Origin of the sequence: Micromonospora sp. BL4, from assembly GCF_003667505.1 — a bacterium.
Lineage (GTDB): Bacteria > Actinomycetota > Actinomycetes > Mycobacteriales > Micromonosporaceae > Micromonospora.
The window spans coordinates 86,630-108,081 of sequence record NZ_RCVJ01000117.1 but is presented as its reverse complement, the minus strand read 5'-3'; the positions used below and the strand labels follow the sequence as shown (position 1 = coordinate 108,081).

Here is a 21,452-nt window from a genome sequence, read left to right as displayed (position 1 = left end):
GGAGGGGTCGACCGGCCGGCAAGGTCAGTCGTCCGGGTCGAGGTCGTGCTCCGCCCGTACCGCCTCGGCCTCCGGGGACCGGTCCAGCAGGTCCAGCGCACGGGCCAGCAGCCAGGCGGTCTGGCGTACGGGCCGGGAGTCGGCCGGGAGCCCGCCGAGCACACGGCGCAGCAGCGGCTCCGCCTCGGCCGGCCGGTCCAGGCGCAGCAGCAGCTCACCGGTCAGAATCTCCACCTGCGCGGCCTCACCGAACGCCTCGATCGACCGCAAACGGTCGGGCACCCCGGACAGCCGGTCCAGCGCCTCGTCCGGCCGGTCCTCCCCGGTCAGCACCCTCGCGCCGGCCTCGGCCGCCATCGCCAGCTCGTACGTCACCGGCGGCGACTGCTCGGGCTGCGCGGCCAGCGTCGCCGCCAACCCGTCCACCAGCTCGATGGCGCGTACCGCCGCCGGCCGGTCATCGGACCAGAACCAGGCGTACGCCTCCCGTCGACGGGCCCGCAGCTCGTCGAGCGGCAGGTCGGCGAGCCGGTACGCCGTAGCGGCAGCCGCGAACCGCTCGGCGGCCACCGCGTCCCGGTCGGCGTCGTAGAGGATCCCGCCGGCCTCCTCCAGCACCTGCGCGCGGTGCGGGAGGTTGTCCGGGCCGTCCAGGTTCTCGGCCAAGCGCTCCAGCAGTGCCAGCGCCGGGTCGATCTCGCCGAGCCCGGCGTAGACACCGGCCAGCAGGTGCCGGCAGCGGTCCGCCTCCGCCTGGGCGCCGAGCCGGTCCAGACCGAGGACGGCCTCCTCGGCGACCTCGGCCGCCTCACCGAGCCGGCCCACGACCCGGTACGCGTTCGCCAGCTCCCACCGCAGGAAGGCGTCCCCCTCGGCGCCCCGCTCCACGCACAGCGTCACCGCCTCGACGAAGTCGTCCACGGCGTCGGCGGCCCGCCCGGCGGAGAGCAGCGCCCGGGCCCGGGCGACCCGGATCGGCAGCTCCGCGTTCGCCGGCGCCACCGCCAGCGCCTCGTCGCAGGCGGCCACCGCGTCGGCCGGATCGTCCGCCGTCCGGACGTACGTCAGGCAGGCTGCCGTGGTCAGCTCGCCGACGCCCAGCTCACGGCCGATCTGGCGAGCCTCGTCGGCGGCCGCGCGGGCCTCCTCGACGCGGTCCGACTGCTCCAGCAGATGTGCCCGGTGCAGCGCGATCCGGGCCGCCAGGTGCCGGTCTCCGCCCGCATCGGCCGGTGCCCGGTCGAGCGCGGCGAGCGCCTCCGCCCAGCGTTCCCGGTGCAGCAGCGCCAGCGCCACCCGGTCGTGCCCGGCGGCCCGCTGTCGGGCGTCGCCGAGCCGTTCCAACGCCTCGGCGGCGGCCCGGACCAGCGCCAGCCCCTCCTCGGCGTCGTCGTCGGAGCGGGTCAGCAGCACGCCGAGCCGCCCGGCGACCACCTGGGCGGGCACCTCCTCGGCCGCCTCCCGGTACCGGCTCAGCGCCGCCCGGTTCATCTCGATGGCGCCGGCGATGTCGTCCTCGTCACCGCGCTCGGCCGCTCGCAGCGCCAGCCGGTGCGCGGCCGTGCCCGGTGGCAGGTCGTCGACGCCGAACCGTGAGTCGCAGGCGGCCAGCGCCGCCCGGAAGGTGGCCCGGTCGTGCCGGCCCCAGCTCTCCTCGGCGAGGGCCAGCAGCTCAACCGGGCCGGCGTCGGCGGGCAGGGCCACGGCTGGCTCGTCGTCGGCCCGCGCCCGGTCGGCGACGGCCGGTGCCGCATTCCGGTCGGGGTGGACGCTCGACTCGTCCCCGGCCGGGCGGACCGAGCGGCGGCGGACGCTGGCGGAGAGCGGCAGGTGCTCACCATCCGCCCGCACGGCGAGCCGTCGGGCGATCCACTCCGACTGGGCCGCGCTGCCGTTGCGGGCGTCGAAGCGGGCGGCCAGCGCGGTGGCGGTCTCCGCCAGCTCGTCGGCGAGCGTCAGCGCCGGCACCTCGCCGGCCGGCCGGCCCTCGGCGGCACGGCGGTACACGGTCGGCGCGCCGATCCGGCCGGCCTGGCGCAGCGCGGCGGCGGCGGTCGCCGCGAAGTGCATCGCGGCGGCCGGCGACGGCGGCCGGTCCAGCCAGTCCAGGTGTCGTTCGACCAGCTCCACCGCCCGCGCCTCGTTGCCGGTCAGCGTGCAGAACTCGATGTGGTCGCCGATGTCCCACAGGTCGGCGAGGTTGCCGCGCAGCCGGCGGTACGCCTCCCGGTGCGCGTCCCGCGCCGCCGCACCGCGCCCGGTGCGCAGGTACGGCAGGAGTAGCGCGGTGAGGATCGCCTGCGGCTGCTCGGTGCAGGTGAGCCGGCCGGCGAGGACCGGCTCGGCCAGCGTCACCGCCTCGGCGTCCCGACCGGTGTCGGCGAGGTAGCCCACCTGGCTCGTCGGGTCGCAGCCGGCGCAGTCGGAGAGCTCGTCGCGCGGGGTGGTCTGCCAGAGCCGGTACCAGTGCGCGGCCGCGTCGGCGTCACCCACGTGATCGGCGACCCGGAACCGGTGCTTGTGGACGGTCTGGAGGCTGTGCCCGCCGGCCTTGTAACGCCGTTCCATGTCGTCCAGCACCGCGTACGTGCGGTCCAGCGGCACCTCCGGGAACTTCAGCAGGCCGGACACCATGTACTTGAAGTGCCACAGCAGGTGGTGCAGGTGACGCTGGTGGTAGGGCTGCGGATCCCGGTCGAACTCGGACAGGCACCAGGAGAAGGTCACGAACGACTTCGCCGGTTCACCGCCGTAGACGTACCCGGTGGTGGCCTGCATCCGGGTGACGAAGGCGAGGTGCCGGTCGTCCGCGGCGTCCACCCGGCGCAGCAACTGCTCCAGCGCCGCGATCTGGCCCGCCCCGTACGGCATGTCGGAGATGCCGCGCAGCACCCGCCACAGATCCTCGTCGGCCATGCTCACTCCCGTCCCGGAACGGCCCGGCCGAGCAGGCCGAGGAAGGAATCGTTCAGCAGCGCGGCGTCGGCCGCGCGGATCGGATGGTGGCCGAGCAGCAGCGCCTGCCCGTACAGCGCCTCGACGGCGAGCCCGACCAGCTCCGGGTCGGCCAGCATGGTGACCCGGCGGACCAGCGGGTTGCGGTGGTTGAGCACCAGCTGCGGGCGGTCCGGTGGGGCGGTGGCCGCGAGCGCGTCGAGCACGCCGCCCCACAGCTCGTCGGCCCGGTCCCGGCTGGCCGCGAGCTGGTCGTTGAACGCCGCCGACCGGCTGACCAGGTAGAGCGCGGGCAGCGAGACCGGGTCGTACGCCCGGATGACCACCTCGCAGCCGGAGCGCTCGACGGCCCGCTGCGCCGCGCTGAGGAACGGCCGCAGCGCCAGCTCCACCTGCGGGTCGAGGCCGTCGAAGCGGGTGGTGAGGTCGCTCGGCTCCAGCCGCTCGATCAGCACCGAGCGGTCCACCACCGGCAGCCGCTCGATCAGCTCGGTGTCGTACGTGTAGCCGGCGTTGACCACCGCCAGGTCCTGCGCAGCGGCCACCGCGGCGAGCTGGCGGAACTCGTCGAGGCTCGCCGCGTAGCGGAGCACCCCGTAGCGTTCCCGGAACTCGGCGAGGGTGAGCGTGCCGACGTTGGTGTCCATCGGCCACCACCGGTCGACCAGCCGGAGCATCTCGTCGTCGTGCAGCGCCAACGCCTTCACGCCGAGGTGGTGCACCTGGAGGAACTCGGCCAGCCGGTGCGGGTCGTGCCGCGCCAGCCGGACCAGCCAGCCGCGTACCTGGTCGCCGAGCGCCTCCCGGGTGGCGGTCAGCAGGGTGTCCTCGTAGAGGGCCTCCCGGCTGGCGGTCGGGCGCAGCTCGGTCGCGTCCACCACGCAGTGCGCGAAGAACGCCCAGTCCGGCAGCAGCCCGTCGGCGTGCTCGGTGAGCAGCATCCGCTTGAGGTAGACCCGGTGCCCGGCCCGGGCCGCCGGGTTCACCGGGGTGGGCAGGATGAAGGCGACACCGGTCAGCCCGGCCTCCGGCACGGTCAGGGGCACCACGTCGAACGGGTCGACGCCGAGCATCTCCCGGGCGTACCGGATCAGCGCCGCCCGGTCGACCGGCGCTCCCGCCGTGGTCGGCCAGGGTGGCTCGCCGGTGGTGGTGACCACGTCGCCGACCCGGACGGTGACCGGCAGCAGGGAACCGAAGAGCCGGGCCAGGTCGGTGACGGTCGGGGTGCTGAACCACTGGTCGGCGTCGCGGCGGGGCACCAGCGTGACCGTCGTGCCCGGCTCGGCGCGGGCGGCCTCCGGTGGCGCCACCGTCACGGCGTAGCGGCCGTCGGCGTACCCGGTCCAGCGGACGGTGGGGTGATCGCCGTGCCGGGTGAGCACCTGGATCTCGTCGGCCACCAGGAAGCAGGAGAGCAGACCGATGCCGAACTGGCCGAGGAACTCGTGCCGGGAGAAGCCCAGCTCGTCGCGTTTGGAGCTGCGGCCGATGGTGGCCAGGAGTTCGTGCACCTGCGCCTCGGTGAGGCCGATGCCGGTGTCGTGCACCCGCAGTGTGCCGTCGCCGGTGATGTCGGGCGGCTCGATGCGGACCAGCGCGGTGGCGTCCGGTTCACCCGCACGCCGCGCGGTGATCGCGTCCACCGAGTTCTGGAGCAGCTCGCGGACGTAGACCCGTGGGCTGCCGTAGAGGTGATGACTGAGCAGGTCGACCACGCCACGGAGGTCGACCTGAAAGGTGTGGTCCACGCCTGAGTTCTCCCCGGTCCGATGCCGGCGCCCACCGTACCGATGATCACCGACGTGTGCGTCCCCCTTTCGCCCGGCGGCTTGACCCTCGACCCGGTCGAACCCGCACGGTCACCGCCATGACCTCCACCGCTCTCGGCCGGGACTTCCGGCTGCTCTGGTCCGCCGCCGTCTCCTCCCGGTTGGGAGATGCGCTGCGTACGCCGGCCCTGGCGTTGCTGGCCGCGACGCTGACCCGCGACCCCCGGGTCATCGCGGCGGTCACCGTGGTCGCCCAGCTACCGCCGCTGCTCTTCGGCCTGCTCGGCGGCGTGTACGCGGACCGCTGGGACCGACGGCGGACGATGGCCCTGGTGGACGGGGTACGCGCGGTCGTGGTGGCGGCGCTGGCCGTGGCGATCGCCTTCGACCGGGCGGGCATCCTGACGCTGCTGGTGGCCGCGTTCCTCCTCGCCACGCTGGGCACCCTCTTCGACGCCGCCTCGTTCGCGCTGCTGCCCGCGCTGGTGCCGCCGGCCGCGCTGCCCCGGGCGAACGGACGGCTCCAGGCGGGTACGGCGGTGGCCGGCGGTTTCCTCGGCGCGCCCGCCGCGGGCGTTCTCTTCGCCGCCGCCCCAGCCCTCCCGTTCACCCTCGACGCCGTCACCTTCGCCGTGGCGGCCCTGCTCGTCCTGGCCCTCACGCCGACATCCGCTGCGCGCCCGGTGAGCGTCGCTCGACGGGGGTCGGTGTGGGGCGAGATCGCCGAGGGGGTGCGGTGGCTGCGTGGGCACCGGACACTGTGGCGCTTCACCCTGCTCACCGCCGCGAGCAACCTGGCGATCAGCGGTGTGCTGGCGGTGCTGGTGCTCTACGCGCTGGACGTGTTGCGGGTGCCGCCGGCCGGGTACGGGCTGTTCGCCGCGGGCGCGATCGTCGGCGGCGTGGCCGGGGCGCTCGGGGCGAGTCGGCTCGCCGCCCGGCTCGGCACGGCGCCCGCGCTGGGTGTGGTGCTCGCCGTGCAGACCATCGCGCTGACCGGGTTCGCGCTGGCCCGGCATCCGGTGCCGGGCGGGATCACGCTGGCGGTCTTCGCGGCCGGCACCGCGGTGTGGAACAGCCTGTGGGCGTCGTACGGGCAGCGGCACGTGCCGAGCGGACTGCTCGGTCGGGTTGGTGCCGCCCAGCGGATGGTCGGGCTGCTCACCGCGCCGGTGGGCGCGGCGCTCGCGGGGCTGGTCGCCTCGGCGTACGGGACCGTGCCGGTGGCGGGTGCGGCCGCCGGGACGTTCGCTCTGGTCACCCTGGCGGCGTGGCGGGCACTGCGGACCTAGGGTGTTCGTTCCCGGTGGGACAGCCCGGACAGGCGCAGCGCGATCTGGCGCCGGGCCGGCGGGACGGCGCCGAGCAGCCGGAGCAGCACGTCCCGGATCGGCCGGCGGGCCGGGGAGAGGGTGGCCAGCCGGGTCAGCCCGGCGGCGAAGCTCAGCACGTCCTCGGCCATCGGGCGCTGCCGGGCCGTGTACTCGTCGAGCAGCGTCTCCGGGCCGCCGTCGAGCACATCGGCCAGCGCGGCGCCGAGCGCCACCGCGTCGCAGATGCCGAGGTTCATGCCCTGTCCGCCGGCGGGGCTGTGCACGTGCCCGGCGTCCCCGGCCAGCAGCACCGGTCCGGCCCGGAAGGTGTCGGCGATCCGGTGGTGCACCCGGAACCGGGAGCCCCAGAGCACCTCGGTCACCCGGTCGGGTCGCCGGGCCGGTCCGCGCTCGTCGAGCAGCGCCTGAAGGTAGGCCGTGTCCGGCTCCGCCGGGGCGGTCGGCACGGCGGCGACCAGCCGGACCACCCCGTCCGGTAGCGGCGCCCAGATCAGCGGCCCGGAGCGGGCGAGGAAGAGCGCCGCCTCGTCCCGGGGCAGGACGCTGTGTACCCGGACGTCGGCCAGCACGAAGGACTCCTCGTCGCTGGGGCCGGTGAAGCCGATGCCGGCCAACTGTCGGACCGTGCTGTGCAGGCCGTCCGCGCCGACCACGAACCGGGCGCGCACCTCGGCCCCATCGACCTGCGCGACCACTCCGTCCGCGGTCCGGCTCAGTCCGGTCAACCGGCACGGCCGCCGCACCTGGACGCCGTGGTCGGCCAGTTGCGCGGTGAGCACCGCCTCGGTGACCGACTGGGAGACCATCAGCGCGTAGGGGAAGCGGGACGGCAACTGGTGGAACGGGACCGACAGCAGCACCCGGTCCCGGTCGCGGACGGTGAATCGCGGCGCCCGCACCCCCTGGGCGACCAGCGGCGTCGCGGCGCCGATCCGGTCCAGCACCTCCAGGGTGTACGCGTGCACGACGGCCGCCCGGGAGGTCGACGGCGGGCTGCCGAGCTGGTCCAGGACGGTGACGTCGACGCCGCGGTGGGCCAGTGTCAGCGCGGTGGCGAGGCCGGTGGGGCCGCCGCCCACCACCAGAACGTCGGTATTCGTGGGCAGCATGACCACCTCCGGAACGACCGTTGCCAACATCTGTTGGCAAACATCTGTTGGCAACGCTAGGTCCGCTCATTGTTGTATGTCAACAGGCGTTGGCCTACGGTCGTTGACATGACAGTGCGCGTCGACTCGACCCAGCCCCGCCGCTCGGACGTCACCCGGGCCGCGATCCTGCGGGCCGCCCGTGAACGGTTCGCGTCGGACGGGTACGAGCGCGCCACCATCCGGGCCATCGCCGCCGACGCCCGGATCGACCCGTCGATGGTGATGCGCTACTACGGCAGCAAGGAGGGTCTCTTCGCGGCGGCGGCCGAGTTCGACCTCCGGCTGCCCGACCTGACCCACGTGCCGCCCGGACGGTTCGGCGACGTGCTGGTGCGGCACTTCCTGGCCCGGTGGGACGGCGACGAGACGCTCGTCGCGCTGCTGCGGGCCGCGAGCACCAACCCGGGCGCGGCGGAGCGGATGCGCGGCATCTTCGCCGACCAGCTCATCACTGCCGTGGCCACGTTCGGCGGCGACCCGGCAACCACCGCCCGACGCGCGGGCCTGGTGGCCAGTCAGATCCTCGGCCTCGCCTTCACCCGCTACATCGTCCGCCTGCCACCGATGGTGGAGCTGGATCAGGAGGAGCTGGTCTCCTGGATCGCACCGACCCTCCAGCGCTATCTGACCGGGCAGCCGGAGAGCTGACCCAACCTTTTCCCCCTCGCCGTGCGTCTGGCAGGTGAGGCCGAACGCGACGGCCGGGAGGTGGGCGGATGGCAAGCGACGGACGCGACGGCTACCTCGCCTTCGTGGAGAGCCACCAGCACCGCCTGCTGCGCGCGGCCTACCTGATCTGCGGCAACCGGCACCAGGCCGAGGACCTCCTCCAGGACGCGCTGCTCAAGCTGGCGCTGCGCTGGAGCACGGTCCGCGACGGCGATCCCGCCGCGTACGTGCGGGCCATCCTCTACCGGGACACCGTGTCGTGGTGGCGTCGGCGGCGACGGGAACGGCTCAGCGCCGAGCCGCCGGAGCAGGTGGCCCCCGACCGTGACGGCGCGCTACGCCTGACGCTGCACGACGCGCTCGGCCTGCTCCCGCCCCGGCAGCGGGCCGTGCTGGTGCTGCGCTACTACGAGGACCTGACCGAGGTGGCCACCGCCGAGGCGCTCGGGGTGACCGTCGGCACCGTGAAGAGCCAGTGCCACGCAGCGCTGCGTCGGCTCCGCGAGGTGGCCCCGGACCTCGCCCGGCACACCCGGCCGGCCCAGGACCCGGCCGGTCGCGGTGACCTGGCCAGCGGCCTGGAGGTGAACCCGTGAACGAGCAGGAACTGCGCCGGCTGTTGACCGTCAGCGTCGAGGACGTCCGGCCCAGCCACCCGGCGGCGGCCGGCTGGGAGCGGGCACGGCGCACCCGGCGTACCCGACGGGCGGTCGGCGCGGTCGCCCTGGCCGTGGCCCTCATCGGCGGCGGCACGGTGGCCGCCCTGCGACCCACCGCCGAACGGCCGCCGGACCTCTCGGTTGCTCCGACGGTCAACCCAACCGTCGCCCCGACCGTCGAGGCCCCGCACCCCGGTCCGGTGCAGAGCCCTCCGGCCGAGCTGACCTTCCCGCCCGACCCGCTGGCCCGGCTCGGCGACCCGGCGACCGTGCCGCTCTCCGCGCGACCGGTTCAGCGGGCGCTGGCGCTGTTCCAACCGTTGAACGAGGAGTACCGCGCGGACGGGCCGGTCCGGATCCTCGGCGACGACGGCGTGGTGCGCAGTCTCGACGTGGTCATCCCGGCGCCGACCCGGGACGAGGGCGGCAACGAGGCGCCCGCCGTGAAGCCGGGAGTGCTGTCGCCCGACGGTCGCTCGGCCGCGTTCGCGCAGACCAACGAGCTGATCCTCGTCGACCTCACCACGGCCGCCGTACGCCGGATCCCGCTCGCCGGCTACCTGGAGCTGGTGGTCTGGGCGAACGACCGGGTGCTCGTCGGCGGCGACAACCGGACGTACGCGGTGGACCGCGTCACCGGCGCGGCGCGCACGATCGACGTGTCGGCCTGGGACGTGGCGGCACCCGACCCGGCGGCCGGGCGCGAGGCGGCACTTGTCGAGACGGGCGGCCAACGGGGCGGCCTGATGCTGCGCAGCCGGACCGCCGGCACGGGCGCCGTCCGCTCCGAACAACCCGTCACGGGTGGGTTGCTGCCGGCGCCGTACCAGGTCAACGAGTTCTACGGCCAGGGCTGGTTGCACGGCAGCCGGCTGGCCCGCGCCGCCTGGATCACCAACGGCGAGATCGACGGCGCTGAGGGGGTGACCGTGCTGGACGCCCGCACGGGTGCGGTGGCCCACGTGCTCGACCTGGGCCGGGACCGCGCCAAGGGCTGCTGCCCGGTGCTGGGCTGGGACAACAAGGGCGCGGTGCTGCTGCGCCTGGAGCCGGCCGGGCTGGCGCGGTGGAACCCGGAGACCGGCGAGATCACCGGCATCGTGCGCGACCTGCCCGGCATGGTGGCACTCGCCGGTTGAGCACTGTCCCCGCGCGTCCGCGACGGACGCGCGGGGACCGTTCCGCTCAGGCGGCGAGGCCGCCCGGCTGATCGCCCTTCACGACGGGAGCCCGGACGAGGTTGCCCCACTCGGTCCAGGAGCCGTCGTAGTTGCGCACCTGCGGGTAGCCGAGCAGGTGCCGCAGCACGAACCAGGTGTGGCTGGACCGCTCGCCGATCCGGCAGTACGCGATCACGTCGTCGTCCGGGCTGAGCCCGAGCTGATCGGCGTAGATCGCCTTCAGCTCGTCGGCGGACTTGAACGTGCCGTCCTCGTTCGCGGCGGACTTCCACGGCTTGCTGACCGCGCCCGGAATGTGGCCGCCACGCAGCGCCCCCTCCTGCGGGTAGTCCGGCATGTGCAGCATCTCGCCGGTGTACTCGCCCGGGGACCGGACGTCGACCAGCGGACGGCCCGAGGCGACGTGTGCCATCACCTGCTCGCGGAACGCCCGCAGCGGCGTGTCGTCGCGCAGCGGGACCGGGTAGTCGGCGCGCGGCCGGTTCGGCTTGTCGCGGGTGACCTCGCGCCCCTCGGCGATCCACTTCTGCCGGCCACCGTCGAGCAGCCGCACGTCGGCGTGCCCGAAGAGCGAGAAGACCCAGAGGGCGTACGCCGCCCACCAGTTGAAGTTGTCGCCGTAGAAGACCACCGTGTCGCCGCGGCCGATACCCTTGGCGGCGCACATCTCGGCGAAGCTCTTCGCGTCGAGATAGTCCCTGGTGACCTGGTCGTTCAGCTCCAGGTGCCAGTCGACCTTGACGGCGCCGGGAATGTGGCCGGACTCGTAGAGCAGGACGTCCTCGTCGGACTCGACCACGACGAGGCCCTCGTCACCCAGGTGCTCGGCCAGCCAGTCGGTGGTGACCAGCCGCTGCGGGTCCGCGTAGGACTGGAGACGGGGATCAGGATCGCTCGGCACAGACATGATCCCCAAGGTACGCCGCAACCCTGCCCGACGACCGGTCATCGGGTGCGACGCCGCCCACGTGACGGGCGCTCAGGCGCGGCGGTGGGCGATGCGACCGGCGACCACGGTCACCAGGCAGGCGCCGTCGACGCCGTGGACCGCCAGGTCGGCGCGCCCACCCCGCAGCAGCGCCGACGTCACGGCGGCGGGCAGGACCAGCAGGTCACTCTTGTCGACGGCGGCGCGCACCGCCGGATCGGCCAGATGCTCCGCGAGCACCGCCGTCACCCCGGTCCGCAGCAACGCGTGCACCCGCTCGCGCGGGGTGGGCGCCGCCGGAAGAGGGCCGTCGTGCAGCAGGCCCGGCCCGAGCGTTCCGGGCCAGCGACGGACCCGAACGTCGGGGTACGCCCCGCTCAGCTCGGCGAGCGGGCCGACGGCCTCGACCCGGTCGGCGCTCACCAGCACGGCGTGATCCGGCATCGGCTCACCGCCGGCGGTGAGCCGCAGCAGCGGCGCGGTGTGCAGGGTGCGCACGCTCAGTCGGCGATCGGGCCGAGCAGCGGACGCTTCGCGGTGACCGTGTCGCCGGACGACCGGCCGGTCAGCCGTCGCTTGATCCACGGAGCCAGGTGCTGCCCGGCCCAGCGCAGGTCGGCCGCGCGGGCGGCGAGCCACGGGGAGGGCGCGGGATGCGGAGGCACCATCAGCCACTCCTCGTCGCAGCCGACGCCGAGCGCGGTGAGCACCTGCCCGGCGACCCGTCGGTGCCCGGCCTCACTCAGGTGCAGCCGGTCGGTGCTCCAGAGCATCGGGTTGAGGAAGGTGTCGTCGGCGTACAGGTCGACCATGATGGCGCCGTGCCGCTCGGCCGTGTCGCCGACCGCCTGGTTGAGTAGTTCCACCCGGGGGGCGACGAGACGCTGGCCGGGCAGCCGGGCCATCACGTCGGCGAACCGGAAGAGCAGCACGTCCGCGCCACCCGAGCGCAACTGCCGCACCACCTCGTCGAAGCGGGCGACCAGGGTGTCCGGATCGAAGGTGCGGCGCAGCACGTCGTTCCCGCCGGCCGCGAAGCTGATCAGGTCGGGCTTCATGGCCACCGCGGCGGGCACCTGCTCGGCGACCACGCTGGGGAACAGCCGACCCCGGATGGCCAGGTTGGCGTACCGGAAGTCCGGGCCCGCCTCGACGGCGAGCCGGGTCGCCACCATGTCGGCCCAGCCCCGGTAGGTGCCGTCCGGGTACGCGTCGTCCATACCCTCGGTGAAGCTGTCCCCGACCGCGACAAAACTGCGCCAGCCCACCCGCGCCCCCTCAAGACACTCGTTGCCTGCGGCGACCAGTCTGTCACCGGAGACCCGGCCGTCGGTGCCCCCGCAGGGACGACGTGGCGGAGGTCATCAGTCACGCTCGGGGTGGCCCGGCCCGTGTCCGAGCCACCCTCGTTCCGCTCAGCCGAGCGCGTTGATGATCTGCATGTCCCGGAGGCTCGGCGGCTCCGCCTGCTCGGCGACCTTCTTACCGTCCTCGCCGACGAGAAGCAGGGTGTACCGGTCGCCGCTGCGAACCCGGACCACCATGGACCCGTCGGCCTGGAAGAAGACCTGTCGCAGCTCGCGGTCGCCCAGCGGCAGCACGACCTCCTTGCCGGTTCGGGTGTCCAGCACCACGTTCGCCAGCAGCGATCTGGCGGCGTCGCCTCCGTCGTTCCCGCGCGCGATCCGGAACAGGGCGATGTGCCGTCCGTCCGGCGAGATGCTGGCCAGGTCGTAGCAGACGTACGCGCTTCCCTCGCCGCCGAGACCCGGTATGACCCGCCGCGCCGATCCGCGCCGGTCGGTCAGGAACACCGTGCCGTCCCCGCCGTCCGCGAGCGCGAGGGTGCCGTTCGCGGCCCACACCGGGTGGCAGCCAAGGAGGCCATCCACCTTCTGGTACGCGCCGGAAACGACGTCCACCAGCCCGGCTCCCTCCCCGGCGACCGCGGCCGTCAGATGCCGCGAGTCTGGTGACCAGGTCGTCTGGCACATCGAGTCGGTCTGTTCGCGGACCTTTCGCTTGCCCGACCCGTCGAGCGCGGAGACCCAGAGCGTCCCGTCACGGTCCACCCACGCCACCTGGCGCCCGTCCGGCGAGACCGTCGCGCTCAGCACCGCGGGCTCCCAGGGCAGGGCGAGCAGCCGGTCCGGCGAGTCACCTGGCTTCCACGACCACAGGCGGACGGTGCCAAGGTTAGTGGTCGGCATCGGCCCGTAGACGACCTTTCCCAACCGGGCCGTGGGCGTGGCCGGCGACGACGTGTCCGGGGGCACGGCTGGCCGGGAGGGCGTCACGCTCGGCGCCGGGGCGGACGGGACCGGAGAGGGACTGGCCGTGGGCGACTCGGCCGGCACCGGACCGGGGCCGGCATCGGGCCGTACCGCCAGGGCCGTGCCGGCGGCCGCCCCGAGCAGAACCACCGCGGCGGCCGAGGTGGCGATAGCGCGCTGAAGGCCGAGCCGGCGGGACGTCCGCAGGCTTCGGTCCCGAAGGTCGACCACGGTGACCTCCTCGGCCAGATCGGTCAGGTCGAACCGGAGGCGGTCGTGGTTCATCGGGTGCTCCCTTCCAGGAGGTACAGCTCGGCGAGCTCGGGCGCGACGGCACGCAGTCTGGCCAGGGCCTTGGCCGTCTGGCTCTTCACGGTGCCGACGGTGACGCCGAGCAGGTCGGCGGCCTCGGCCTCGGTGCGGTCCTCGAAGAACCGCAGGACCAGCACGGCCCGCTGCTTCGGGGAGAGCTTCGCCAGCGCCGCCCGCAGGGTGAGCCGCACGCTGGTCTGGTGCGCGTGGTCGGGTGCCGAGCCGCCTCCGCGTGGCTCGGGCAGCTCGCCCGGCATCGACTCGGGAACCCGGTGGCGGCGCCACCAGGAGACCTGGAGGTGGTACATGATCCTGCGGGTGTACGCCTCGGCGTTGCCGCTGTCATGCAGGCGGTTCCAGGAGCGGTGGGTGCGGGCCAGCGCCGACTGGACCAGGTCCTCGGCCAGGTGCTGGTCGCCGGTGAGCAGGTAGGCCGAGCGCAGCAGCGCCGGCGTTCGGGTACGGACGAACGAGTCGAACTCCGTCAGCAGAGCGTCCACACGAGCCGATCCTTCGGGTCATGGTGCGGCGAGGTTGATGCCTTCCCAGACGCGAGTCGGGACGGCGATGGTTGCCACCGCCGACGCCTGTTCGCCGTCATCCGTCCGGCTCGACGATCGGTCGGCGGTACGGCCACCAGGAGACGAACCGCTCGAACAGCTCGCGCGGCGTCGGGCCGTCGTGCGGATTCAACCGGAACAGGTCGTGCGTCGCCTCGCGGTAGAGCCCGGACAGGTAGATGGCCAGGTCGACGTGGCGATCGTCGTACTCGACCTTGAGCAGCAGCCGCGCGTCCGCGCAGGGCCAGGGCAGGCCGCAGGCCCGGCACAGCCACAGCGGACGGATCGGCAGGTGCGGCCGGTGGCCCGGTGGGTACGGCCGGGGGCGGCCGGCGTACGGACCGAGCCGGGGTACGGGCAGCTCACCGGTCAGGCGTTTGCGCATCTCGACCTCCCTCAGGCGCTACGTGACACTCTGCTGAAGGAGGAACTACTGTCGGAAGGCATCGACCGTGGTCGGGGCGAGTCCGGGTCGGTTCCCGGCGATCGTCCGGACCGGCCGGGGCAACACCGGAGAAGCGTGGAGGAAGTGTGGAAGGTGAACCGACCGCGGAGCTGATCCGGGCACAACTCCGGCGGCTGCGGCTCAGCGCCGAGCTGAGTCAGGAGGAGTTCGGGAAGCTCGTCCACTTCTCGGGCTCGCAGGTGTCCGCCGTGGAGCTGGGTCAGCGCCCGCTCGACCGGTTCTTCCTCAAACGGGCGGACGAGGTGCTGGGCACGGGCGGGCTGCTCATGTCGCTGCTCAAGCTGGCCGAGCGCGACGGGCAGCCGAGCTGGCTCCGACCGTGGCTGGAAGCCGAACGCCAGGCCCAGCAACTGCGGTGCTACCAGCCCACACTCATTCCCGGCCTGCTACAGACCGAGAACTACGCCCGCGCGGTGATTCGGGCCAACGACGAACTGAGCGATGACGAGGTGGAGAGGCGTCTTGCGGTCCGGATGGACCGTCAGTCAATCCTCGTGCAAGCCGAGGCCCCGAAGTTCGTGGCGGTGATTGAGGAGAGCGTCCTGCGGCGCGCCGATGAGGGGTTTCGTGGGCTGATGAGCCAGCAGATCGCTCACCTTGTCGAACGCGCCGAGAGCCCGCACATCAGCGTGCATGTCATTCCCGTCGAGGTCAGCAACCACATCGGGCTGAATGGTCCCTTCACCCTGGCTCGGGGCAGCGACGGTGGATGGGTCGGTCACCTGGAGAACCAGCTCGGCGGCGTAGTGGTCGACAGGGACGAGGATGTGGCTATCCTGCTGGCGAGGTGGGAGAGCGTCCGCAGCGAGGCTCTGCCTCACCGACAGTCGACCCTGCTCATGAAGGAAGTGATGACGTCATGGAGCTGATCGGCGCGGCCTGGCGCAAGTCCACTCGAAGCGGGCAGGGGGAATGCGTCGAGGTGGCCGACAACCTCGTCGGCGTCGTCGGTGTGCGGGACAGCAAGGACCCGACCGGACCGGTGCTCACCTTCGACCCGCAGTCCTGGCGAGCCTTCGTCACCGCTGCCAAACGGCGCTGACTTCGCCGCACGGGAGCTGATCCACTCGGGTTCCCGGAAACCGGGGCATCCGCACGAGTAGGACACCCCGGTTCCCGGAAACCGGGGCATCCGCACGAGTAGGACACCCCGACCTCATGAAAATCGAGCCGATCAGGCGGGACATCGGCGTCGAAATGGATCGCTGATCCCGCCGCAGCGGTCGTAGGCTGCGCTGATGCTGCTACGCATGTCGACCCTGTTGCTGCGGACCCTGCGCGAGGACCCGGCCGACGCGGAGGTGCCGAGCCACCGGCTCCTGCTGCGCGCCGGCTACATCCGCCGCGCCGCACCGGGCGGCTACACCTGGCTGCCGCTGGGCAAGCTGGTGCTGGACCGGATCACCGAGGTGGTGCGCGGCGAGCTGATCGCGATCGGCGACCAGGAGGTGCACTTCCCGGGGCTGCTGCCCGCGGAGCCGTACCGGACCAGCGGCCGGTGGACGGAGTACGGCGACGACATCTTCACCCTCGCCGACCGGCGCGGCGCCGAGCACCTGTTGGCGCCCACCCACGAGGAGTTGGCGGCGCTGCTGGTCAAGGACCTGTTCACGTCGTACCGGGATTTTCCGGTGACGCTGTTCCAGGTGCAGACCAAGTTCCGGGACGAGGCGCGGCCGCGGGCCGGTCTGCTGCGGGGCCGGGAGTTCCTGATGAAGGACGCGTACTCCTTCGACCTGGACGACGCGGGGCTGCGGGACGCGTACGGACGGCACCGGGCGGCGTACCGGCGGATCTTCGACCGGCTGGGCCTGGACTACACGGTGGTGCACGCGATGTCCGGTGCGATGGGGGGCTCGGCGTCGGAGGAGTTCCTGGCCGCGACGCCGGTCGGCGAGGACACCTTCGTCGGCTGCACCGCCTGCGACTACGCGGCGAACACCGAGGCGGTCGTCACCCGGGCGCCCGCCGCCGGGGACCCGACCGCGCAGCGGGCCCCGGAGGTGCACGACACGCCCGAAACCCCGACGATCGCCAGCCTCGTGGAGCTGGCCAACAACCGCCGCCTGGGTGACCGGGACGGCTGGACGGCCGCCGACACCCTGAAGAACGTCGTGCTGTCCGTCCGTCAGCCCGGCGCGGAGCGGGCCGAGCCGCTGGTGATCGGCCTGCCCGGTGACCGGGAGGTCGACCTGAAGCGGGTGGGCGCAGCGCTGCATCCGGCCCAGGTGGCCGTCTTCGAGGAGTGGGCCGACCACCCGGAGCTGATTCGCGGGTACATCGGGCCGCAACTGCTCGACAAGCTGGGCATCCGCTACCTCGTCGATCCTCGGGTGGTGCCCGGTTCAGCGTGGCTGACCGGTGCGAACGAGCCGGGCCGGCACGCGACGGACGTGGTCTGCGGGCGGGACTTCACGCCCGACGGCACGATCGAGGCGGCCGAGGTACGCGCCGGCGACCCCTGCCCGGACTGTGACGACGGCGAGTTGACCATCCGGCGGGGCATCGAGATCGGGCACATCTTCCAACTCGGCCGCCGGTTCACCGACGCGTTCGCGGTCGACGTGCTCGGCCCGGCGGGCAAGCCGGTCCGGCCGACCATGGGCTGCTACGGCATCGGGGTGTCGCGGGCGGTGGCGGCGATCGCCGAGCAGCACCACGACGACCGGGGGCTGATCTGGCCGGCGGCGGTCGCGCCGTGCGACGTACACCTGGTCGTGGCGGGCAAGGGGCCGCAGCTCGACGCGGCGCTGGACCTCGGCGGTCGTCTCGCGAACGCCGGCCTGCGGGTGCTGGTCGACGACCGGACGCACGTGTCGGCGGGGGTGAAGTTCACCGACGCCGAGCTGATCGGCATTCCGCGCGCCGTCGTGGTCGGCCGACGGCTGGCCGACGGGTACGTCGAGCTGCGTGAGCGGGCCGGCGACGGGCGCACCGAGCTGCCGCTCGACGGTCTGGTGGAACGGTTGGTCGACGAGGTACGCCGCGAGCGTGGGAACCTGGTGTAGCCACCGCGTCACGGGGTACCGCAGTTCGATCGGGTGGAAACGTTCGGAGGCTCTCATGACCGGTTACCGGGTCAGCGACGTGATGACCAAGCAGGTGGTCTACCTGCCGGCGGAGACCACCCTGGACGAGGCGGCCAGGGTGATGAAGGAGGCGGACATCGGCGACGTGGTGGTCACCGACGGCGCCAGCCTCGCCGGCATGCTCACCGACCGGGACATCGTGGTCCGGGCGGTGGCCGAGAACAGCTCGCCGGCCGCCACGACCATCGGCTCGATCGTCACCCGCGAGGTGATCATGATCGAGCAGCACTGCACCGCGGGCGAGGCCGCCGCGTTGATGCGTGACCGGGGCATCCGGCGGGTGCTGGTCTGTGACACCGACCGCAAGCTGGTCGGCATCGTCTCGCTCGGCGACCTTGCCATGCAGCTCGACCCGACCAGCGCCCTCAGCGAGATCAGCGAGCAGTCCCCAACCGTCTGAGTGCGACGGAAAGGCCCACGTCGACGGCGGTAGCCTCGACGCATGGCTGACATGCCGGCCCGACTGGCCGAGATCGTCGACGAGTTCGCTGCCGCTCCCCGGGACCTGGTGCTGGAGATGCTCCTGGAGTACGCCGACGTCATCCCGCCGCTGCCGGACGACACCGGACGCGAGGGCATGGAGCAGGTGCCGGAGTGCCAGACGGCGTTCTTCCTGCGCGCCCGGGTGACGCCGGACGGGGTCGTCGAGACGCTCTTCGACTGCCCGCCGGAGGCGCCGACCACCCGGGCGTTCGCCGGGATCCTCGCCGAGGGGCTGGCCGGCGCGAGCGCCGAGGAGGTGCTGGCCGTGCCGGACGACCTCTACCAGCGGATGGGCCTGGCGCAGGCGATCAGCCCGCTGCGGGTGCGCGGTGGCACCGCGATCCTGGGCCGGCTCAAGCGCCAGGTCCGGGAACAGATCGGCTGACCGGCGGGTTGGCACCGATCATGGAGATCGAGATCTACGCGGACGTCGTGTGCCCGTGGTGCTACATCGGCAAGCGCCGGCTGGAGGAGGCGCTCGCCAGCTACGGCGGCGAGGTGACCGTCCGCTACCGGCCGTTCCAGCTCGATCCGTCGCCGGTGGCCGAGGCCCGGCCCCTGATCGAGGCGATGGCCGACAGGTTCGGCGGCCCGGAGCGGGCCCGGGAGATGTTCGCCCACGTGACCGGGGTCGCGGCGGGTGACGGGCTGCGGCTGGACTTCGAGCGGGCGGTGACCGCGAACACCTTCGACGCGCACCGGCTGGTCTCGTACGCCGCCGACCACGGCCGGGCGGCCGAGATGGTGGAGGCGCTCTACCAGGCGTACTTCACCCAGGGCGTCGACGTCGGCTCCCGAGAGGCCCTGGCCGCGCTGGCCGGCGGAATCGGCCTGGACGCCGTCGACGTGCGCAGGTTCCTCGACTCCGACGAGCGGACCGCCGACCTCGCCGCCGAGTTGGCCGCCGCCCGGGATCTGGGCGTCACCAGCGTGCCGACCTTCGTGCTGGCCGGAAAGTACGCGGTCACCGGCGCCCAGGAGGCACAGACGCTGCTCGCCGCGCTGGCCGAGGTCGAGCAGCGCGAGTCCGGAGCGCACTCGCACTGAGCCGGGCCGCAGCCGGCCACGGCACCCGGCATCGACCGACGTGATGTTTCACGTGCAACGGTATCGATGCCGGTGCCTGGTCAGGCCGGTCGGGCCAGGCCCTCCACCACCTGCGCGCCGGGCAGCGCGCCCAGCGCCGGCCCGGGCAGCGCGATCTTGCTGTGCCGTACGCCCGATCCGATGATCACGTGTGGCGTGGCGATCACCCGCGAGTCCACCAGGATCGGCCACTGGGCCGGCAGCCCGATCGGGGTGATGCCGCCGTACTCCATGCCGGTCAGCTCGACCGCGTCGTCCATCGGAGCGAAGCTGGCCTTCCGCACGTCCAGTGCCCGGCGGGCCACTCCGTTGACGTCGGCACGGGTGGTGGCCAGGATGATGCAGGCCGCGTAGCGGACCACACCCTCGCGCTTGCCGGCCACCACCACGCAGTTGGCCGACACGTCCAGCCCCACCTCGTACGCCGCGCAGAACGCGGCCGTGTCGGCGAGGTCGGCGTCGATCGGCGCGACCAGCACCTCGTCGACGTCCACCGGCGCGGTGGCGGGCCACTGCGCGATCGCCTCCGCCACCGGCGGGGCGAGCAGGTCCAGGCGGGCGCGGGCAGGTTCGGTCTTCAGCGTTCCCATCACGGGTGCGATCCTCGCACCCGCCACGCCGAACCGCCCGGCGACTCCCGAACCGTCTGGCCGCTCCCGAGTCGCCACGCGACGCCACCCGTCCCGGGCCGCGCCGACGGGCGGCTCAACTGCCGGCGAGGAAGGCGTTCTCGCGCATGAAGGTGCGGTCCCGCGAGGCGGCCAACTCCTCGGCGCGCTGGGCCTTGGCCCGGTACAGCTCCACGTCCTCCAGCGCGTGCCGGACACCCAGCCGAATCACGCCGTAGAGGAAGACGAAGCCGAAGACGTAAAGGATGACGGTGGTGACGACAGCGAACATGGCGTCACCGTAAGACGAACGTGAACCGTTGTACGTCTCATCTCCGCCCGGTTCCCCCGTACGTGTCAGCGAGGTGATCCGCCCAGGTGCGGACGCCTCGGGGCAGCGCCTCGGTGACCAGGCCACCGGCGCGCAGTTCACGGCCGAGCCGGCCGGGGATCCGCACCGGCAGCAGGGGTCGGCGCGATCCCCGGGCCGCTCGCCACGCGCGGACCGCCTCGTCGAAGCGGAGCACCTGCGGGCCGCCGAACTCCTCGATGGCACCCAGTGGCCCGGCGACCAGGCGAGCCGCCAGCCGCGCCGCCACCTCGCCCGGGTCGACCGGCTGGGCGAGCACCGCCCGGTCCCCGATCACCGGCCCCAGCCGCGCGCTGCTGGCCAGCAGGTCGTCCAGGAACTGCGGGAACTGGGTCGCCCGCAGCACCGACCACGGCACCGGGCCGGCCGCGATCACCTGCTCGGCGGCGAGCTTGTGCCGGTAGTACGCGATCGGCACCCGGTCCACGCCGACGATCGAGACGTACACCAGGTGTTGGACACCGGCGGCGCCGGCGGCGACCACCAGCCGGCGGGTGCCCAGCACGTCCACCTGGTGGGTACGCCGGCCCTCGGGCGCGGTCGCCAGGTGCAGCACCGCGTCCGTCCCGGCCACCGCCTCGGTCAGCCCCTCCCCGGTGGCCAGGTCGGTCACCACCCACTCGACCTCACCGCCGGTACGCGGCCGTCGGCTGGTGGCCCGGACGCTGACCCCGTCGGCGCGCAACCGGCTCAGGACCGCCTTGCCCAGGCGACCGCTTGCTCCGGTGACCAGAACCCTCATCCCGTCCTCCCGTTCCGCCGCGAACTCCCGGCGTCCACCAGCCCATCGATCCGGCCAACGTGGGCCGTGCCGCCCGTGGCCCACCGCTCCTGACGGCACCCCGGGGCGATCCGTGACCCGGATGTGCGGCGGATCACCCCGAGCGGATCAGATCCAGCACGGTCAGCAGTGCGAAGAACGCGATCAACACCTCGCTGACCACCCAGGCGTGCCCCTGGGCCCACTCCCGCATCCGGGCCAGCACCCGTGCCGCGCGGTGCCCGAGCAGCAGCAGCGCCAGCAGCGGCAGAGCGAGCAGGAGCACCGTGAGCAGCACGAACGGCAGCAGGTGCCACCACGGCAGGTTGTGCCGGGCCACACTCGCCCCGACCGCGGCCATGGTCAGGTCATCGGTGGGCGTCACCACGAAGAGCAGCGCGCCCGTTCGCGACGCCCAGGCGGGGTCGGCGTGCCCGATGCTCCCCAACCACTTCGGCTGCCCGGCCCGGCCCCGGCGCAGCCAGACCACCACGGCCAGGACGACCAGCAGGACGAGCACCACCAGGTCGATGGCGGGCCCACGATCGAGCCGTCCGACGACGGCGGAGGCATCGGCGGCCACACCGCCCACCAGCCGGACGAGCAGCCACGCCACCGTCACCCCGGCGGCGACCACCAGCCCGGCACCGGCGAGGAAGCCCAGCGACGCGGCCCGGGGACGGTCCGACGAGGCGAGGAAGACCGCCACGACCAACTGGGTCCCGGCGACCATCACCACGGCCAGTGGCAGGACGGACAGGAAGCTCATCGCCCGCCATCCTCCCGGCCCGCCGAC

23 protein-coding genes are annotated in these 21,452 nt (G+C 73.3%); 10 read left to right on the top strand and 13 right to left on the bottom strand.

What is annotated here, in order from left to right:
* Positions 1-24 precede the first annotated feature (24 nt).
* On the bottom strand, positions 25-2,916 hold the full coding sequence (locus tag EAD89_RS13405; RefSeq protein ID WP_121675923.1) for a hypothetical protein: 2,892 nt from the start codon (positions 2,914-2,916) through the stop codon (positions 25-27).
* A 2-nt stretch (positions 2,917-2,918) separates the two neighbouring features.
* Positions 2,919-4,706: an HSP90 family protein gene (locus EAD89_RS13400; protein ID WP_121675922.1), complete on the bottom strand. Its 1,788-nt coding sequence runs from the start codon at positions 4,704-4,706 to the stop codon at positions 2,919-2,921.
* Between the two features lie 119 nt (positions 4,707-4,825).
* Here EAD89_RS13400 and EAD89_RS13395 point away from each other — a divergent pair, with 119 nt between their 5' ends.
* A complete protein-coding gene (locus EAD89_RS13395) occupies positions 4,826-6,019 on the top strand; it encodes an MFS transporter (protein ID WP_121675921.1) in 1,194 nt (397 codons plus the stop codon).
* On the opposite strand, the gene EAD89_RS13390 is transcribed toward EAD89_RS13395, so the two are convergent.
* Entirely contained in the window at positions 6,016-7,170 is a 1,155-nt protein-coding gene (locus EAD89_RS13390) for an FAD-dependent oxidoreductase (protein ID WP_121675935.1), read from the bottom strand. The two genes, EAD89_RS13395 and EAD89_RS13390, sit on opposite strands and share 4 nt — an antisense overlap.
* 108 nt (positions 7,171-7,278) lie before the next feature.
* Between EAD89_RS13390 and EAD89_RS13385 the strand changes: the two genes are divergently transcribed.
* From EAD89_RS13385 to EAD89_RS13375, 3 genes are all read left to right on the top strand, one after another.
* The gene (locus EAD89_RS13385) at positions 7,279-7,860 is read left to right on the top strand and encodes a TetR family transcriptional regulator (protein ID WP_121654209.1); all 582 of its coding nucleotides are present in this window, start codon (positions 7,279-7,281) and stop codon (positions 7,858-7,860) included.
* A gap of 68 nt (positions 7,861-7,928) precedes the next feature.
* Complete coding sequence (locus EAD89_RS13380; RefSeq protein WP_121675920.1) at positions 7,929-8,477, top strand: SigE family RNA polymerase sigma factor; 549 nt, start codon at positions 7,929-7,931, stop codon at positions 8,475-8,477.
* A complete protein-coding gene (locus EAD89_RS13375) occupies positions 8,474-9,679 on the top strand; it encodes a hypothetical protein (protein ID WP_121675919.1) in 1,206 nt (401 codons plus the stop codon). The genes EAD89_RS13380 and EAD89_RS13375 overlap by 4 nt, the downstream gene beginning before the upstream one ends.
* A 46-nt stretch (positions 9,680-9,725) precedes the next feature.
* Here the strand turns inward: EAD89_RS13375 and EAD89_RS13370 are convergent, their stop codons facing one another.
* From EAD89_RS13370 to EAD89_RS13345, 6 genes are all read right to left on the bottom strand, one after another.
* Entirely contained in the window at positions 9,726-10,628 is a 903-nt protein-coding gene (locus EAD89_RS13370) for a sulfurtransferase (RefSeq protein ID WP_121654206.1), read from the bottom strand.
* Between the two features lie 72 nt (positions 10,629-10,700).
* A complete protein-coding gene (locus EAD89_RS13365) occupies positions 10,701-11,147 on the bottom strand; it encodes a hypothetical protein (protein ID WP_121675918.1) in 447 nt (148 codons plus the stop codon).
* Between the two features lie 2 nt (positions 11,148-11,149).
* Positions 11,150-11,917, bottom strand: coding sequence for an SGNH/GDSL hydrolase family protein (locus tag EAD89_RS13360; RefSeq protein WP_121654204.1), 768 nt, complete (start codon positions 11,915-11,917; stop codon positions 11,150-11,152).
* A gap of 147 nt (positions 11,918-12,064) precedes the next feature.
* Positions 12,065-13,207: a WD40 repeat domain-containing protein gene (locus EAD89_RS13355; protein WP_121675917.1), complete on the bottom strand. Its 1,143-nt coding sequence runs from the start codon at positions 13,205-13,207 to the stop codon at positions 12,065-12,067.
* Positions 13,204-13,734: a SigE family RNA polymerase sigma factor gene (locus EAD89_RS13350; RefSeq protein WP_121654202.1), complete on the bottom strand. Its 531-nt coding sequence runs from the start codon at positions 13,732-13,734 to the stop codon at positions 13,204-13,206. Before EAD89_RS13350 ends, EAD89_RS13355 begins: the two co-directional genes overlap by 4 nt.
* Before the next feature lie 97 nt (positions 13,735-13,831).
* Positions 13,832-14,179 (bottom strand): hypothetical protein, encoded by a 348-nt coding sequence (locus EAD89_RS13345; RefSeq protein WP_121675916.1) that lies wholly within the window; start codon positions 14,177-14,179, stop codon positions 13,832-13,834.
* Positions 14,180-14,325: 146 nt separating this feature from the next.
* On the opposite strand from EAD89_RS13345, the gene EAD89_RS13340 reads away from it, so the two are divergent.
* The 6 genes from EAD89_RS13340 (at position 14,326) to EAD89_RS13315 (ending at position 18,879) form a co-directional block, all read left to right on the top strand.
* On the top strand, positions 14,326-15,129 hold the full coding sequence (locus EAD89_RS13340) for a helix-turn-helix transcriptional regulator (protein WP_121675915.1): 804 nt from the start codon (positions 14,326-14,328) through the stop codon (positions 15,127-15,129).
* Positions 15,120-15,302, top strand: coding sequence for a DUF397 domain-containing protein (locus EAD89_RS13335; RefSeq protein WP_121675914.1), 183 nt, complete (start codon positions 15,120-15,122; stop codon positions 15,300-15,302). The genes EAD89_RS13340 and EAD89_RS13335 overlap by 10 nt, the downstream gene beginning before the upstream one ends.
* Before the next feature lie 196 nt (positions 15,303-15,498).
* The gene (locus tag EAD89_RS13330; protein WP_121675913.1) at positions 15,499-17,268 is read left to right on the top strand and encodes a proline--tRNA ligase; all 1,770 of its coding nucleotides are present in this window, start codon (positions 15,499-15,501) and stop codon (positions 17,266-17,268) included.
* A 55-nt stretch (positions 17,269-17,323) separates the two neighbouring features.
* The gene (locus EAD89_RS13325; RefSeq protein ID WP_121654197.1) at positions 17,324-17,749 is read left to right on the top strand and encodes a CBS domain-containing protein; all 426 of its coding nucleotides are present in this window, start codon (positions 17,324-17,326) and stop codon (positions 17,747-17,749) included.
* A 42-nt stretch (positions 17,750-17,791) separates the two neighbouring features.
* Positions 17,792-18,217 carry a SufE family protein gene (locus EAD89_RS13320; protein ID WP_121654196.1) on the top strand — a complete coding sequence of 142 codons (426 nt, stop codon included), beginning with the start codon at positions 17,792-17,794 and terminating at the stop codon, positions 18,215-18,217.
* Positions 18,218-18,237: 20 nt separating this feature from the next.
* Entirely contained in the window at positions 18,238-18,879 is a 642-nt protein-coding gene (locus EAD89_RS13315; RefSeq protein ID WP_121654195.1) for a DsbA family protein, read from the top strand.
* An 80-nt stretch (positions 18,880-18,959) separates the two neighbouring features.
* Here EAD89_RS13315 and EAD89_RS13310 read toward each other — a convergent pair whose 3' ends face one another.
* The 4 genes from EAD89_RS13310 to EAD89_RS13295 all read right to left on the bottom strand — a co-directional run bounded on the left by EAD89_RS13310 (position 18,960) and on the right by EAD89_RS13295 (position 21,425).
* The gene (locus tag EAD89_RS13310; protein ID WP_121654194.1) at positions 18,960-19,508 is read right to left on the bottom strand and encodes a YbaK/EbsC family protein; all 549 of its coding nucleotides are present in this window, start codon (positions 19,506-19,508) and stop codon (positions 18,960-18,962) included.
* Between the two features lie 115 nt (positions 19,509-19,623).
* A complete protein-coding gene (locus tag EAD89_RS13305; protein ID WP_121654193.1) occupies positions 19,624-19,818 on the bottom strand; it encodes a hypothetical protein in 195 nt (64 codons plus the stop codon).
* A gap of 37 nt (positions 19,819-19,855) precedes the next feature.
* Positions 19,856-20,638 (bottom strand): SDR family oxidoreductase, encoded by a 783-nt coding sequence (locus tag EAD89_RS13300; RefSeq protein WP_121675912.1) that lies wholly within the window; start codon positions 20,636-20,638, stop codon positions 19,856-19,858.
* Positions 20,639-20,771: 133 nt separating this feature from the next.
* Positions 20,772-21,425, bottom strand: a complete 654-nt coding sequence (locus EAD89_RS13295; RefSeq protein ID WP_121675911.1) for a GAP family protein — start codon at positions 21,423-21,425, stop codon at positions 20,772-20,774.
* Positions 21,426-21,452 lie beyond the last annotated feature (27 nt).